The 14,566-nt window shown below is 42.2% G+C and carries 15 protein-coding genes; 6 read left to right on the forward strand and 9 right to left on the reverse strand.

Features of this window, described 5'->3' with window-relative positions; genetic code table 11:
- Positions 1–37: 37 nt before the first annotated feature.
- Both ACFGVS_RS18630 and ACFGVS_RS18635 read right to left on the reverse strand, forming a co-directional pair.
- Positions 38–2,344, reverse strand: a complete 2,307-nt coding sequence (locus ACFGVS_RS18630) for a hypothetical protein (RefSeq protein ID WP_439695107.1) — start codon at positions 2,342–2,344, stop codon at positions 38–40.
- The gene (locus tag ACFGVS_RS18635; RefSeq protein ID WP_439695108.1) at positions 2,274–3,266 is read right to left on the reverse strand and encodes a hypothetical protein; all 993 of its coding nucleotides are present in this window, start codon (positions 3,264–3,266) and stop codon (positions 2,274–2,276) included. The genes ACFGVS_RS18630 and ACFGVS_RS18635 overlap by 71 nt, the downstream gene beginning before the upstream one ends.
- Before the next feature lie 491 nt (positions 3,267–3,757).
- Here ACFGVS_RS18635 and ACFGVS_RS18640 point away from each other — a divergent pair, with 491 nt between their 5' ends.
- Positions 3,758–4,201, forward strand: coding sequence for a DUF1569 domain-containing protein (locus ACFGVS_RS18640; RefSeq protein ID WP_439695109.1), 444 nt, complete (start codon positions 3,758–3,760; stop codon positions 4,199–4,201).
- A 409-nt stretch (positions 4,202–4,610) separates the two neighbouring features.
- On the opposite strand, the gene ACFGVS_RS18645 is transcribed toward ACFGVS_RS18640, so the two are convergent.
- Together ACFGVS_RS18645 and ACFGVS_RS18650 are read right to left on the reverse strand one after the other, a co-directional pair.
- On the reverse strand, positions 4,611–5,864 hold the full coding sequence (locus tag ACFGVS_RS18645; RefSeq protein ID WP_439695110.1) for a hypothetical protein: 1,254 nt from the start codon (positions 5,862–5,864) through the stop codon (positions 4,611–4,613).
- Between the two features lie 5 nt (positions 5,865–5,869).
- Positions 5,870–6,139: a hypothetical protein gene (locus tag ACFGVS_RS18650; RefSeq protein ID WP_439695111.1), complete on the reverse strand. Its 270-nt coding sequence runs from the start codon at positions 6,137–6,139 to the stop codon at positions 5,870–5,872.
- Positions 6,140–6,446: 307 nt separating this feature from the next.
- On the opposite strand from ACFGVS_RS18650, the gene ACFGVS_RS18655 reads away from it, so the two are divergent.
- From ACFGVS_RS18655 to ACFGVS_RS18670, 4 genes are read left to right on the forward strand one after another with little or no spacing between them, the layout of a single operon-like run.
- Positions 6,447–6,785 carry a hypothetical protein gene (locus ACFGVS_RS18655; RefSeq protein WP_439695112.1) on the forward strand — a complete coding sequence of 113 codons (339 nt, stop codon included), beginning with the start codon at positions 6,447–6,449 and terminating at the stop codon, positions 6,783–6,785.
- Positions 6,786–6,819: 34 nt separating this feature from the next.
- Positions 6,820–7,470 (forward strand): hypothetical protein, encoded by a 651-nt coding sequence (locus ACFGVS_RS18660; protein ID WP_439695113.1) that lies wholly within the window; start codon positions 6,820–6,822, stop codon positions 7,468–7,470.
- Positions 7,452–8,231, forward strand: a complete 780-nt coding sequence (locus ACFGVS_RS18665) for a sensor histidine kinase (protein WP_439695114.1) — start codon at positions 7,452–7,454, stop codon at positions 8,229–8,231. Before ACFGVS_RS18660 ends, ACFGVS_RS18665 begins: the two co-directional genes overlap by 19 nt.
- Positions 8,224–8,883 carry a response regulator transcription factor gene (locus ACFGVS_RS18670; RefSeq protein ID WP_090651590.1) on the forward strand — a complete coding sequence of 220 codons (660 nt, stop codon included), beginning with the start codon at positions 8,224–8,226 and terminating at the stop codon, positions 8,881–8,883. Before ACFGVS_RS18665 ends, ACFGVS_RS18670 begins: the two co-directional genes overlap by 8 nt.
- A gap of 216 nt (positions 8,884–9,099) precedes the next feature.
- Here ACFGVS_RS18670 and ACFGVS_RS18675 read toward each other — a convergent pair whose 3' ends face one another.
- From ACFGVS_RS18675 to ACFGVS_RS18695, 5 genes are all read right to left on the reverse strand, one after another.
- A complete protein-coding gene (locus ACFGVS_RS18675) occupies positions 9,100–9,714 on the reverse strand; it encodes a hypothetical protein (protein ID WP_439695115.1) in 615 nt (204 codons plus the stop codon).
- Complete coding sequence (locus ACFGVS_RS18680) at positions 9,707–10,021, reverse strand: hypothetical protein (RefSeq protein ID WP_439695116.1); 315 nt, start codon at positions 10,019–10,021, stop codon at positions 9,707–9,709. Before ACFGVS_RS18680 ends, ACFGVS_RS18675 begins: the two co-directional genes overlap by 8 nt.
- Positions 10,022–10,220: 199 nt before the next feature.
- Entirely contained in the window at positions 10,221–11,771 is a 1,551-nt protein-coding gene (locus ACFGVS_RS18685; RefSeq protein ID WP_090651588.1) for an Rne/Rng family ribonuclease, read from the reverse strand.
- A gap of 232 nt (positions 11,772–12,003) precedes the next feature.
- Positions 12,004–12,849, reverse strand: coding sequence for a tetratricopeptide repeat protein (locus tag ACFGVS_RS18690; RefSeq protein ID WP_439695117.1), 846 nt, complete (start codon positions 12,847–12,849; stop codon positions 12,004–12,006).
- A 9-nt stretch (positions 12,850–12,858) separates the two neighbouring features.
- Entirely contained in the window at positions 12,859–13,152 is a 294-nt protein-coding gene (locus tag ACFGVS_RS18695; RefSeq protein ID WP_259093777.1) for an HU family DNA-binding protein, read from the reverse strand.
- 350 nt (positions 13,153–13,502) lie between these two features.
- Between ACFGVS_RS18695 and mutY the strand changes: the two genes are divergently transcribed.
- Positions 13,503–14,549 (forward strand): A/G-specific adenine glycosylase, encoded by a 1,047-nt coding sequence (gene mutY / locus ACFGVS_RS18700; RefSeq protein ID WP_439695118.1) that lies wholly within the window; start codon positions 13,503–13,505, stop codon positions 14,547–14,549.
- Positions 14,550–14,566: the final 17 nt, after the last annotated feature.

Consider the following 14,566-nt stretch of genomic DNA (forward strand, 5'->3'; position numbering starts at 1 on the left):
CGATATACCCTTTTTGTTGCGCCCTCCTTTTACCACGCTATTTCCCGCCCAGGTAACTTCTAAAATATCCGCACTCCTTAAGCACTTCTTTATAGTAAGCCGTTTTGCTGTAGTTGTTTTTTAACAGCGGGAAATATTTATTGTGGTACCTGGCAATTGAATCGGCAGGCAGTTCCCTGAAAACGCTGGTATCAAAACCATTATAAAAATCATTCTGGTCGCACTTGCTCAGCATAAAGGTGCAGCGGGCGCGTTGTTCGTTGGTTGCGGCATTGCTAAGCGCCAGGGTGTAATATTTGGTGGCGATAGCCATATCATAAAATTTATCGCCGGTTATATTTGGTGCGTCGCTGTTACCAGATGCATCACCAAATGGTGTGCCTGACGCGTCGATACCCAAATCTTCTGCCTGGTAAAATGCCCGGCCATTGCCATAATAAGTAATATTGTAGTAGGCATTGGCCAGCAGCCAGGCATTGCGGTATATATTTTTGCCGGCCTTTATTTCGGCTTGCAGGTTTTGCAGTGTTTGCACAAAAGTTAAAGGCGTAAATTTCTGCTTTTGCGGCGCGGCTGCATCGCAATCGTGGCAATCAACTATGCGGCTGTTGAAGGGGTTAGCGTAAAGTACAAATTCGCTGGGCTTCATTTTTTTAAGCAGCACTATCGCTTTACCTGTTTGCTCCTGGTAAACCAGGTTAAGTGCCTGGTGGTAGTAAAGGTTATCTAAAGTTACAGGGTAGTAACGTGTCATAACCTTTTCAAACGGCGTTTTACTGGCTTTGGCAAGCAGCTTAACCAGGTTTTCTACCTGTGCGCTGTCCTGATAGATACGATGGTTATTGTTAAAGCAGGCTTCCTTTAACAGGTTACCTTGCCGGTGATATATCCGCGCAATTGCCTGCATTACCGTTCCTTTGGCATCACTATATCTCAATTTATTTAATGCCGATCCACTCTTGCCTACAGTAGGTGCGGCCAGCCAGTTCAATGGCTCGGTTAATTGTTGCTCCGTAACAGCATCTATTTTCCCGAGCCTTTTTACCATCAGCAATATATCCAGCAATTTGCTTTGCGCCTGTAAACTGGCGTCGCCCGCCGGGAATTGTTTTTTGGCAATAGCGTAAAATTTACCGGCAGCTTTGTAGTTGCTATCCATGTAATTGATGTAGCCCGCGGCCAGGTTCCAAAAGTAAGGTTTGCCCGTATTGTTTTTAAGCGCAATACCTTCTATCATCCGCTTATTAATAAAGTGGCTTTTAGCGGCCGAATCACGGGTTTTAAAATTCCAGTTTTGCCTGCCAGCTTCCTGGCTGTTAACCATCCGGCTTAGCAACAAGTCAAGTTTTTCAGATTTTGGGTCAAGCGCTACAATCTCTTTCATCGCCCGGCCTTCGTCAAATTCAATACCCAGCATTTGCCAAAGTGTTATTTGCTCATCCTTGTTTTTTGCCATCCGCAGCGTAGCTTTCCAGTCGGTTTCATTCTGCGGATGAAAGCTCCAGTAACTGGGGATTTTTAACTCGTACGAGTAATTGTAACACAGGCTATACAGGTAATTGGATAGGGCATAGTTTTTTTGGTGGTAATAATAACCTGCAACATAACCAAGGGCGCGGTAATAGGTTAAATCTTTTGCAAACCCATCTTTATATTTATTAAATATCGCTACCGATTTGGCATTGGCAGCTTCATCGCCCCTGAAATAATAATACCTGACCAACTGAAACCACAACCGCGATTTGATAAATGGATCCGTTTCTTTCTGAAAAGCATTGGTCAACAATTTTTCGAGGTTGGCAGGTGCATGTAAGGGCTTTACTTTTTCCCATCCGTAATCGTTGGTGGTATTTACGGTAAATGTTTCGCAGCTTTTGGCCAGCTGCAGGTATTTAAAAAACGCTGTAACCTGCGCTTTATCGGGTCTGGCTTTACTGCTATCGGGATATGCCGCAGGTAAAGCATGCAAGGCACCAATGTAGTTTTTGTAAACCGTATCAATCATGCCCTGGCTTGCAGTGGTTAACAAAAACCTGAGCGATTTGCGGGCAAACTGCCCGTTAAAATGATGGTACCATTCATCGGTTACCTTTTCATTATACCATCCATTGCTATCGCCTGCGTAACCCAATCCGTAGTAAACCTCGTTGCCGGTATAAAAAAACGGCGAGTATTGCTTGTTTACAAAAAATTCTGGCGTAAAAGCCGAGTACTCCCATTCCTCCGAATCGGCACAAGCCCAGATTACCCCGGCGACGGCAAGCGTACAAAAACTAAAAACGATCAGAAACCTGGCGGATAGTTTCTGCCTGATATTCAGATAGGTTGATGTTGGCCAATTCATAATAGATGATTGTTCTGTTGAGTTGCTGCGACAGGTATTTAACCAGCTGCTTTGCCGCCGTGTTTAAACCGGCAGCGGTAGTTTCTTCAAGTTTAAAAATATCATTTTGTTTGATATAGATACCGGCTAAAAAAAAGCTATGCCTTGCGCGGTAATTATCAGTACCGGCTATCTTTTCAAAATCATCCCGGTTATCAAGCTGCTCGTGCCCTATTTTACCGTACACCTGGATCACTTTACCCTCCCTGATGTGGATGGCCCACCAAAACAGCGGTAATGCCACATCCAGTTTTAGTGGATACGATGTTACATAGGGTACATATTTTTCGGCATCGGCATCATTGTAAATAGAGTTTGGCTGCCGCAAATTGGCGTTCAGTTTACCCATATTGTAAAACATCAGCACCCCCTTATCAACAGGGGGTACGCCGGTACGCTCTTTAAACTTTACCTGGTGTAGCCTAATGGTTGCCTGCAATTGATGCCGGTTAAGCTTTTTAAAAGCCAGCAGAAAATTAAAATACCGTTGCCGGGTGGTCAGCGTCCAGTCGCAATCAACCTGCACGCTGTTATAATTAACATGTTGTTCGCCGACAAGGCTACCAAGCAGTTTATTGCAATTTACAGCCAGGTTATCAACGGCTGTATCGGGCATGCTTTCGAAGGTGCCGTTGGTGATGTAGATAACCGGTGTGATATTTAGTCCCGCCAGGTTATCGTTAAACTGTACCACCGCGTTTGGATACGCGTGGTGCCGGTCCTTATTCCAGTTTACATCAAAAAAGCGGAGGTATATTTTGTTGGTGCCAACTTGTTTAATCAGTGCTGCCTGCCCTGCACCGAGTTTAAAATTGGTTTTCCAATAGTAAAAAGCGGTTGAAGCGGTGCTTTTGTTTTTACCGCACGAACATGCAAACAACATGATAATCATACAATAAACAACTATCGAACAGGTACGGTTATATATAAAATTCATTTCTAAACACCTGCTGCTATTGTCGCATTTTACCTCTTGTTTGTCGCAACCAAAACTACAATTATTCATCAGTATCCGATAGTTTTGTTGGGCAACTTACCTCAACCAATATGATGTGTTTCGGATCAAATGAATATCGGCTTAAAACGCGGGCTACAACTCACCCCGGCTACGCTGCGCTGGCCGACCTTCTCTCCGGCTGCGCCGCAAAGAGGGAAAACCCCAATTTTTATTTTTTAGCCCCTCTATGCGACGCAGTCGGAGAGAGGGGGCAGACGGGCGCAGCCTCGTCAGGGTGAGTCGTAGCCGCCATGCGATATACGTCATTCCTACTTAACATTTCGCGAAATACCTCAACATAACGAGTTTGCCTACCTTTTATCATCGCAACTAATTAACTATTTTTAAACCAACCTAAAAGCGCCAATTACCCAGCCATGAAAACCATTTTTGACAACGCCACCCGTGCCGAACTTATTGCCCGTATAAATACCCTCGATGAAAACAGTACCGCGCAATGGGGTAAAATGACAGTTTACCAGATGCTGAAACATTGCAGCCTTTGGGAAGAAATGGTATTGGGTAAAACCACATACAAACAATCGTTTATTGGAAAGCTGTTTGGCAAAATGGCCCTGAAGGGTATGCTAAAAGACGACAGCCCTGTCAAAAAAAACATGCCTACTGTTCCTGGCTTTAACATAACCGGCACGGGCGATGTGAAAGCCGAAAAAGCCAAATGGATAAGCCTGATCCATGAAGAAGAAAATTTTGCCAACCACAATTTTGTACATCCTTTTTTTGGCAAAATGACCAAGGATCAGATAGGCTGCTTTGCCTATAAACATATCGACCATCATTTGAGGCAGTTTGGGGCCTAAAAGATGTAACCGATTGCCCCACGACCGATGACAGTGCCCTCACAACCATCTTTGTGATAGCCGGTGTGGCTAAAGGCGCTTTAGGAACAGCATTCTGTGGGAAACCAGACCGCAGGAGAGACATCATAGCCGCAGGGTGCGCCTAACGAAACAGGGCCGCAAAATTTCTTCTGTGGCCCTGTTTCTGTCGTTTAATCTTAAAAACCTGGATAGGCTATTCTACCAACCTCTCCGGATTCCGTGATGTATATAGAACGGAATAAAGTTGGTTTTGTTTTAAGAACGTGACATACAATTAAAAAAATTAACTGAAAGAAGATGCCAGGCTGACTAAAATAAGCCCTGCACACCGCCAAATAACCAGGTACGCCAATAACCGGAGTAATGCTAAACTAACGTTCAGATAAAGCTAATTGGTACCCGATGTTTTTGATTTAGCCCCAAGCCAGTCAAAGTTCGAGGTGATGTTCAGGAAGCCAAAAACCTTACCCGCCTTGGGGTCATATTTAATATCAATCGGTATCCACAAATCATCGGTAACCCTGAACCGCAAAACCCCGTCGGCAGTAAACCTGCTTTTTGTTTCGCCGGCATAAACGCCGCTCAATACATTGTCATAAGCTAACGCGGGCTTAAATTCCACATATGATTTCTGCGTGGTTTTATCTTTATAAATTATCCAGTTAATACCCGCCGATGCCGCAAATATATTACGATGAAAAGTTGTGCTCACTATAGTCGAATCGTAAATACTCAGGTTGGCTTTAATATCCAGTTCGAGGCCCATGCTGGTATTGTTTTTTGTGATCCCTTTCAGGTATTCCGAACTGAAATTGGTTCTCGAAATGAGCTTGCTTTTGTCGGCTGTTATCTGGGCCCCTATCGTCCAAAGGCTTTGCTGGGCCATTAGGGTATTGGCTATTTTATACATGTTATTGATGGATTCGCGGACGTTGTCGTATTTGAAAGTATCGGGCAAAGCAAACTCTTTACGCGCGGCTAATGAATCCAAAATATTTAAATACCGCTTAGGCAAGTTAGCTTTGGGGGTTTTGAGTTTAAGATCGTTAAAAAAAAAGTAGTTCGTAACCAGTTTGAGTTCGGTGGAGTCAATACTCTTTCCATCCATCATATATGTATTAAATGCCGTAAAGAACAGGTTATTTGCTGCATCCATCACTTGAGCCAACTTTTGTCCGTAGCCTAAATTGAATAGGTTTTTATCCCTATTATTGATAATGGCGTACTTGACATTCACCGCTGTTGACTGGAATTTAAAATCCGAATTTGCCTTAACATCTATCCCCAAAACAAAATTACGGGCAAATACCTGCTTTTTGTAGTTAGTGTCAATCCATAAAGTACTATCTGTTTTGGCCTTAATGGCAAAAAGCGAAGAATTAAATTGAAAGTGTCGTCCGTCCTTCAAGTCGGCAAAAGCCAATTTAAAAAAACTGCTTAATACATCCTGGCTCGCGCCGCTTTTTAAGTTTGCCGCTGTTCTTATAAATTCCTTGTTGTTTACCGCCGCCCGCTTCTTCTTTGCCGTATCAGTCTTCAACGAATCGGCAACCTTTTTGGGGAGAGACGTAGTGCCCTTGGCTTGCGCGCATACTATACTGGTACCCAGACCGAGTATAACCATCAAAATAAGCTTTTTCATGACAATTATACGGTAAAATTTATCGTGCCACCGGCAACACCAGGAGCAAGCGTTGCATGGCCAAGCTGTTTCGTCCCATCGGTTATAGTAATTGATCCGCCGCCAACCGGAGAGGCTGTAGCCACCAGATACGTAAGGATATATGGACCCAGGTCGAGGTTAAAATCTCTTGACCCTGTTCCATCCATAATCCATTGGCTGTAATGTGTTGGGGAGATGCCTATGCTGCCGTGCCCGCTAACATTAAATACTACAGTAATTGTGATCTTTTTCATGTTTTTAAGTTTTAAGTTTTACAATAATTCCCCATACGATGTTGTATGCCGTTGTAAAATTAGTTGGGCATGTGGCATGCCACCAGCGTACAATGGCGGTAACTTGCTACCGTATTTTTACGGTGACGAAAGGGTATTTAATACGATTGACCGAAGTTCATTGTAATTGCAACTTGCATATGTGTTAACACAAAATACAATCAACCCATTTTTTCACAATTTAAAACCCAAAACCATGTCAGTAAAACTTAATCGCGAGTTATCACCCCTCGCAGCATTGCAAACCCCCTACTCAGAAATTAAAAAAATGAAAGACAAATTTGAAAGCACATTGCCGCCAGGATCAAGAGAAACCCGCTCGGGCTGGGTGAGCTCCAAAGAAGTAGCCGCATTGCTTGCCGACAACCTTGCCAACGGCATCAGGATTTATCTGGGTCGCCATGAAGATGATGACGTTGAATATCCCGGACAGCTTAATATGATACTTGTAGCAACAGTTGACAAAGTTAACCCCGATAATCCGACAACATTTAATAGCGTAGATCAACTGAACGTGAATGCTGTGGCCGGCCTTGTAAACACAGTTTCTTATACGGGCATGGGCGATGATCGTGTGCCGCTGTGCCCACCTAATTGTCCCGTATGAAAAAATACTTATATTTAAGGCTTAACCACCTTAAATGCAAGATCTTATCATCGCCACAATACCGCTGCTTATAGCGTTAACCATTTCATGTTTCAGGTACCATCGGCTGGAGCCTCGCTGGCTCCGGCTTTTTACCTGGTTTTTAATGGTTACTTTTATTATACAAACGTCGGGCTACTTTTACTCGCTGGCCTTTAAAAAAAGTAACCATTTTATATTTAACCTTTATACGCTTATTGAATACACTTTTTACCCGTATATTTTTAGTAAAACAGTTAAGGCGGCTTTCACCAAAAAGCTGATAAAAATTGCTTTGCTGGCTTTTGTTCTGTTTTATATATACCAAATATTTTTACAGGAGCAGTTTTTTATATACAACTCGCTTACAAGCAACATAGGTGAGTTTTTAACCCTCATTTGCTGCCTGTGTTATTTTGCCGATTTGCTGATGGATGATGAATTAATAGTTTTTTTTAACACTCCAATGTTTTGGATAACAACGGGCATTATGTTTGCCACCGTGGGCGATTTTTTGTACATGAGCTTTTTTAACTATATCATGAACAACAACCTGGACCAGGATGGCCATATATACAGTATTATGGAAACCGCCCTGAGTATTATTGAGTATAGCTTTTTTTGTATTGGCTTTAGTTGTAAAAAAACATGGATAAAAGTGAGTTGATTTTGGCCATATGTTTGGTTACGCTATTGGTTTTGCTGTTAACCGTGTTTATGCTGTTTATGTTGTTTTGGCAGCGGGCCAAAAGCAACAGGTTTATTAACGAGCGGGAAACAATGAAGGCGAACTTTAACGAACAGCTGCTAAAATCGCAGCTGGAGATACAGGAACAAAGCTTCGATACCATCAGCATGGAAATTCATGACAACGTTGGGCAAACGCTAAGTGTATTAAAAGTGCAGCTGAATATAATGGACCAACAAGAGGCCATGAATAAAACCTTGCTGGCCGAAGCCAAACAAAACGTTAGCAAAGCCATGACCGATTTGCGTGATATTGCCAAAAGCCTGAACCCCGAGCGTGTTTTGTTTTCAGATTTACCGGAGATGGTAAAGCACGAATTACAAAGAATAAGCCAAACCGGTGTTATGCGGGTTTCGCTTAATAGCACCGGGGATGAACGGGCTATAAAAAACGAAAAAAAGCTCATTTTATTCCGCATGATGCAGGAGAGTTTTCAAAACGTGATCAAGCACGCCAATGCCACGGATGTAACCGTTGATTTTACTTATGATACTGATAATTTGAAAATTGAAATAACCGATAACGGAAAAGGATTTGACAGCCAATCATCAACCTGTAAACAGCATGGGCTTGGCCTGCAAAATATTGTAAAGCGCGCGGCAATTATAGGTGGTAAAGCCATAATTGAGAGCGGGGCAGATATAGGGACAACAATCACCATTATTACACCTTATGAGTGAAAAAATAAAAATAGCAATAGTTGATGATCATGCGCTTTTCAGAAAAAGCCTTACGGTTTTGATCAATCTTTTTGCAAACTATCATGTTTCATGTGATGCCTCAAACGGCAAGGATTTTATAGCACAATTAAAACCGGGCAACCTGCCGGATATTGTTTTAATGGATATAAACATGCCCGTTATGGATGGATATGCCACCACGGCCTGGCTACGGGCCAATTATCCTGCAATAAAAACACTTGCACTTAGTACAATGGATGCCGAATCGGCGATTATTAAAATGATTAAAAGCGGCGCAAAGGGATATGTACTAAAAGATGCCGATCCAGCCGAATTAAAGCTGGCTTTTGATGAACTAACCACCCGGGGATACTTTTACAATGAACTGGTAACACGCAAAGTCATGAACTCGGTAATGCAATTAACCGAAGCAAAAAACAGCGCCGGCCTTTTTGCAAAATTATCCGACAGGGAGATTGAATTTTTAAAACTTACCTGCACCGAGCTTACTTACAAGGAAATAGCCGACAAACTATTTGTGAGCGTACGCACTGCAGAGGGTTACCGCGATACACTTTGCGAAAAACTGGAACTTAAAACGCGGGTAGGGCTGGCCATGTATGCCATAAAAAACAACCTGGTTACTTTATAAAGCTTCAATCGGGCTTAATATTAAGCTTAAACCGACAGGGAAATTGTGTTGATGTTTTTCAGGATAAAGCTCCCGCTTGCTGTTCAATTGTGTAAGTTGATAAGTTTTGGGGACTCAATAACGGATAGTTAAAATTTAATGACGATGGATTAAAGCCAATTATGGTTAACCGTTGTACTATAAGTAACGGCCTTTTTTGCATTTACAGTGGCTTGCTTATAATTTTTCTATTTCCTCAGTCGAAAGCCCTGTGAATTTTTCGATCTGGGCAACCGGCATGGCTTCTTTTTTCATTTCACGGGCAATGGCTATAGCTTTTGCTTTTTCACCTTCATTTCTGCCTTTTCTCTCACCCTTTCTCTCGCCTTTTTTCTCAGCCCTGTCTAATAAAAGTTCTTCGATGCCCATGGTGTTGCTCCTTCCTGTTAAAATTTCTACCTGTTGCTCAAATTTAGTGTTTATATCCTGATTTTCAAAGCGTATGTAATACCTCAAAAAATTCATCAGTACCCTTATCTTTTCTTTCGCTATCTGTTTGGCCAGTAATAGCCTGGTCAGGTTAAGCTTTAAGTTCAGCAATAGTTCATCACGCTCCCTGCTGCTTTTCAGGTCTTTGCCTGCAAGCGCCGCTTTTGCTGTAAGCACCACCAGGGCAAAAGGGTTATCGCTCGCTTGCAGCGCTTCATCGCTTTGGCTGGCTATTTTATAAGTGTTAAACGTATACCGTAAGCTTGTGCCCATAAAGTCTATCGCAAAATGATCGGGCCTTACTTTTGTATTGGCTTCGGTAAATATGGCGTAGGCAACTATTGGCTTTTGATATTTATCCAATATGCGGTAAAAAATAGGTGTACATGCGGCTGGCAAAATCTTTTTGATATTGGCCCTGCACTTCCACGTGCACCAAAATCCACTCTTCTTTGCCTGCTTTGGTAAATACCTTAACCAGCTTATCGATCACCTTTGGCGAGTACTCGTTGTTTTCGGGCGGGAAAACCTGTTCCAGCTCTTTATCCAGGAATTCGAAACCTTTATCAAAGTCGAAAACCTCTGCAGCTTCAGGATTAAGAAAACACAAAAAATCGTCAAAAACATCTTCAAGGATCCCTTTCCAAAGAATGTCGTCTTTTCTTCTCATTAAGCAATAATAAAAATAAAAAGCCCGGTTTATTAAAACTTAATAAAGGAAAACGCGGTCCCCTGCTAAATTTAAAGCTTAAACAGAGGCGCCCTCCCCAAAAAAAATGTGCAGGTGTTTTATCAACATCTGCACATCTGTAACCGGCCTTTCATCTCTCAAACATCTGCACATTTGAAATCTGAAATCTGCACATTTTTTATAATTTGATCTCTTCGTCTTTTGAGGAGAAGAAGTGAAATTCGGTAATCTGGTAAGCAGGATTGCTTTTAACCTTAATCCACTGTCCGTATTTCAGGAACCATTTCATTTGGCGGGTATAAATACCCTGTTTAATATAAGCTTCAATATATGGGTGCACAGATAGGGTGATGCCCTTTTCGTTTTGCTCGTCCAATATATAATTGAAGTTATTTTCAATGTCGTCCATCAGCAAAATGGTTGGCCTAATGGTACCGGTACCATTACATGTAGGGCACACTTCGCTGGTTACAATATTCATTTCGGGCCTTACACGCTGGCGGGTAATTTGCACCAGTCCAAATTTACTCGGCGGTAAAATGGTATGCTTTGCCCTGTCAAGCTGCATTTCGGCACGCAGGTGGTCAAACAGCTCTTTGCGGTTTTGCGGCTTGTGCATATCAATAAAATCGATAACAACAATACCGCCCATATCGCGCAAACGTAACTGGCGGGCAATTTCTTTAGCCGCTTCTTTGTTCACCTGGTAGGCGTTCTCTTCCTGGTTTTCCTTACTGGCTGTGCGGTTACCGCTGTTTACGTCGATAACGTGCAATGCTTCGGTATGCTCAATTACCAGGTAGGCCCCACCGGCAAGGTTTACGGTTTTACCAAAGGCCCCTTTAATCTGCTTATCAACGCCAAAATGCTCAAATATGGGCTCCTTATGCTTATGCATACGCACTATACTTTCCATATCCGGCGAAATCTCGTGGATGTACGACCGAATTTCTTCGAACATACTGTTATCATTTACGTAGATGTGCTGAAAATCGGGGTTCAATATATCCCTAAGGATAGTTGATGTACGCCCAATTTCGCCCAAAACCTTTTTAGATGGTTCGATAGACGGCAACCTGGTAATAAATGCTTCCCACTTTGATATCAGATCAAGCAAGTCTTTCTGTAATTCCTCAACGCCCTTGCTTTCAGATACCGTACGGATAATTACGCCAAAATGCTTTGGCTTAATACTTTCAACAACCTTGCGCAAGCGGTTACGCTCTGTGTTACTTTTTATTTTTTTGGAGATAGAGATGGCTTCCGAAAACGGAACCAGTACTACATATCGCCCTGCGATAGAAAGATCAGAACTTAAGCGCGGCCCTTTGGTTGATATAGGTTCTTTGGCTATTTGTACAGGTATAAGCTGGCCTTTTGTCAACAGGTCAGAAATCTTTCCGCCCTTATTGATATCGGCTTCCAGCTTAAAGCCGTCCAATAGCTTTGACTGATATCCCCCGCTACGTACTTGCTTGGTTAGCTTAAGCAGGCTTTGCACCTGCGGCCCCAAATCAAGATAATGCAAAAAGGCATCCTTCTCGTAGCCTACATCTACAAAAGCGGCATTTAAACTGGGCATTATTTTTTTAATACGCCCAAGGTAAATATCACCAACAGTATAATTGTTGCTGATTTGCTCTTTATGAAGCTCTACAAGTTGTTTGTCCTGTAATAATGCAATAGTAGCCCCATTGGGGGATGAATCGATAATTAATTCTTTTATCAACTGCTACTCCATTTCTTAAAACGGTAAACACCGTATGTAAATAAGAGGGTAAAAAACACTCATAATAAAAAGTACCCACCTTTAAAAAAGGCGGGTAAAATCTGCTTTGGTTATCGCAGCCTATTTCTTTTTATGTCTGTTTTTTCTCAAACGTTTTTTACGTTTGTGGGTAGCCATTTTGTGTCTTTTACGTTTTTTACCGCTGGGCATAATAATAATTTTTAAATGTTGATTACTTCTTTAATTCGTTTATATCGTCATCAATACGCTGCACAAATGCTTGATCCGGCACCATACTTTTGCACTTTTGGTAAGCCTCAATGGCTTCCTTTTTCATGCCCAGTTGCTTATAGCTTTCGGCCAGGTAAAACTCCGGCTCAAGCTCTGTTTTTTGGGCAAGCAATGTTTTAAACCTTGCAACTGCTTTTTCAAACTGGCCCGATTTCATGGCAAACATTCCTAAATTAAGGTTGGCGCTCCAGTTATTCGGGTCCTTTTTTACTACTTCAAGCAGCAAGGCTATCCCCTGCATAGGTGCGCCTGCGCCATTTACGTACGCTACGCCTAATCCTGTTTTGCCTGCAAGGCTTTCAGGTTGTAACTTTAAGGCATTTTGAAAAGCCTCGGCAGCGTTGCTTACAAAAGCGGGCTGCAATAAAGTATCCTGTGTAAGTTTGTATGCATCGTTAAAACGGCCACCTGCATTTAACCAATCCTCGGCTTTGTTATTTTTCCGGGCCAGGGCCTGGTAGTAAAACGCCGCGGGTGCGGGTTGGTTATCATCGTCCCACTGTTTGGCAAGTTGCAGCTGCAACTTATCGGCATCAGCGCCCGATGCAGTTTTCAATTGCCCTTCAAGGTCATTTATCTTTGCTGCCAATGCTGCCCCAATTGCTGCTTTGGCGGGCTCAGATACCATATCAACCGTTACCGTTGCAACAGCTTTACGGCTGTTAAGTACCGTTGTTTTATCGCTTTTGGCCTCTTTAGGTTTTATTAAACCTTTAACAGGTAAATAATACAAATAGCCCATAACAGCAACTATTGCTACACTAACGGCTATTTGTTTCTTATACATATCTTAAAATTATTTGGTGGTTTTGTTGCCTGTTTTCACTTTTTCAACAAAAGTTTTTGCTGGTTTAAAGCTTGGCACAAAATGCTCTGGAATAATGATGGCAGTATTTTTTGAAATGTTACGTGCTGTCTTTTTTGCTCTTTTCTTTACTACAAAACTACCGAATCCTCTGACGTAAACATTTTCGCCACCTACCATTGAGCTTTTAACAACTTTAAAAAACGCCTCAACAGTTTCCTGCACGTCTACTTTCTCGATACCTGTCTTAGATGAGATTTCAGTTATAATTTCTGCCTTAGTCATGTCTAATTTTTCTTATTTAATTATATAAATACTTAACTGTTTTGGGGTTGCAAAAGTATCGCTTTAATATTTAAGTGCGAAATATTTAACAGTTTTTTTTTACCCAGTACCTAAAACGCACATTTTCGTTACAAAGTATAGACAATCAAGGGCAAAAGGCTTTATTTTTAGGTGAAAGGCGAAAGGTAAAAGGCGAAAGGTTTTTAAGCCCGTTACCCTCTCAACCGCAGATACCTTTTACCCTTCGCCTTTTCCTTTTCCCTTTATTCTCCCCCTCAACCGCAGATACCTTTCGCCTTTATCCTTTCACCTTTATCCTCATTAACTTTATCCTCCCTACCTTTACCCCAATGAACTTTACCGACGAACTGGTACAATGGTACCTTGCAAACAAGCGCGACCTGCCCTGGCGTAATACTACCGATGCTTATACCATATGGCTGTCAGAAATTATTTTGCAGCAAACCCGGGTTGAGCAGGGTTTGCCATACTTTAACCGCTTTGTTGAAAAGTACCCAACAGTGACCGATTTTGCGGCCGCCAGCGAGGATGAAGTGCTTAAACTTTGGCAGGGCCTTGGCTACTACTCGCGTGGCCGTAATATGCTTAAAACCGCACGGCTTGTACAGGAAATGTACAATGGCGTGTTCCCCAAAACCTACAACGAATTAATTAAACTAAAAGGCATCGGCGAGTACACAGCCGCCGCCATTGCCTCCTTTTCATCAAACGAGGCCAAGGCCGTTGTTGATGGTAATGTGTACAGGGTGCTGGCGCGATATTTTGGAATTGATGAAGCCATTAATTCCGCCGGCGGTAAAAAAACTTTCCAGTCGCTTGCAACAGATTTGCTTAATAAGAAAAATGCAGCATTGCATAACCAGGCCATGATGGAATTTGGGGCGATGCTTTGTAAACCTAAAAACCCGGCCTGCGGCGTTTGCCCCGTACATATGGGATGCGCCGCTTTTTTAAACAACACAACTACAGCTTTGCCGGTGAAATTAAAAGCCGTAAAAGTGCGCGAACGCTTTTTTAATTACTTTTTAATCACCGATGGCCAAACCGTTTTAATGAATAAAAGAGGCGATAAAGACATATGGGCCAATATGTACGATTTGCCCATGATTGAAACCGCATCATTATTACCGGCGCACGAACTGGCAAAACTACCCGGGGTGACCGGTATTTTTGGCGATAAACTGAACATTATAGAAGATACCCCCGTAATAAAACACATCCTTACCCACCAGCGGTTATTTGTGCGGATGATTAAAACCGATAATTTCCCATCCGTATTGAACCAAAACTGGGCTTATATCCCCGTGAAAACCCTGCATGAATTGGCACTTCCGAAGGTCATTTTTATATTAATAAAAAATATTTTTAATTTATAAAAGAATTTTTCGTTATT

Source organism: Mucilaginibacter sediminis (genome assembly GCF_051903035.1).
GTDB lineage: Bacteria > Bacteroidota > Bacteroidia > Sphingobacteriales > Sphingobacteriaceae > Mucilaginibacter.

Excerpts from the sequence above, each read along its gene's own strand:
- ACFGVS_RS18680 (WP_439695116.1), bottom strand. The coding sequence starts at position 10,021 with ATGAGAAGAAAAGACGACATTCTTTGGAAAGGGATCCTTGAAGATGTT.
- ACFGVS_RS18635 (WP_439695108.1), bottom strand. The coding sequence starts at position 3,266 with ATGTTGTTTGCATGTTCGTGCGGTAAAAACAAAAGCACCGCTTCAACC.
- ACFGVS_RS18640 (WP_439695109.1), top strand. The coding sequence starts at position 3,758 with ATGAAAACCATTTTTGACAACGCCACCCGTGCCGAACTTATTGCCCGT.
- ACFGVS_RS18630 (WP_439695107.1), bottom strand. The coding sequence starts at position 2,344 with ATGAATTGGCCAACATCAACCTATCTGAATATCAGGCAGAAACTATCC.
- ACFGVS_RS18665 (WP_439695114.1), top strand. The coding sequence starts at position 7,452 with ATGGATAAAAGTGAGTTGATTTTGGCCATATGTTTGGTTACGCTATTG.
- ACFGVS_RS18660 (WP_439695113.1), top strand. The coding sequence starts at position 6,820 with ATGCAAGATCTTATCATCGCCACAATACCGCTGCTTATAGCGTTAACC.
- ACFGVS_RS18695 (WP_259093777.1), bottom strand. The coding sequence starts at position 13,152 with ATGACTAAGGCAGAAATTATAACTGAAATCTCATCTAAGACAGGTATC.
- ACFGVS_RS18690 (WP_439695117.1), bottom strand. The coding sequence starts at position 12,849 with ATGTATAAGAAACAAATAGCCGTTAGTGTAGCAATAGTTGCTGTTATG.
- mutY (WP_439695118.1), top strand. The coding sequence starts at position 13,503 with ATGAACTTTACCGACGAACTGGTACAATGGTACCTTGCAAACAAGCGC.
- ACFGVS_RS18655 (WP_439695112.1), top strand. The coding sequence starts at position 6,447 with ATGAAAGACAAATTTGAAAGCACATTGCCGCCAGGATCAAGAGAAACC.
- ACFGVS_RS18670 (WP_090651590.1), top strand. The coding sequence starts at position 8,224 with ATGAGTGAAAAAATAAAAATAGCAATAGTTGATGATCATGCGCTTTTC.
- ACFGVS_RS18645 (WP_439695110.1), bottom strand. The coding sequence starts at position 5,864 with ATGAAAAAGCTTATTTTGATGGTTATACTCGGTCTGGGTACCAGTATA.
- ACFGVS_RS18650 (WP_439695111.1), bottom strand. The coding sequence starts at position 6,139 with ATGAAAAAGATCACAATTACTGTAGTATTTAATGTTAGCGGGCACGGC.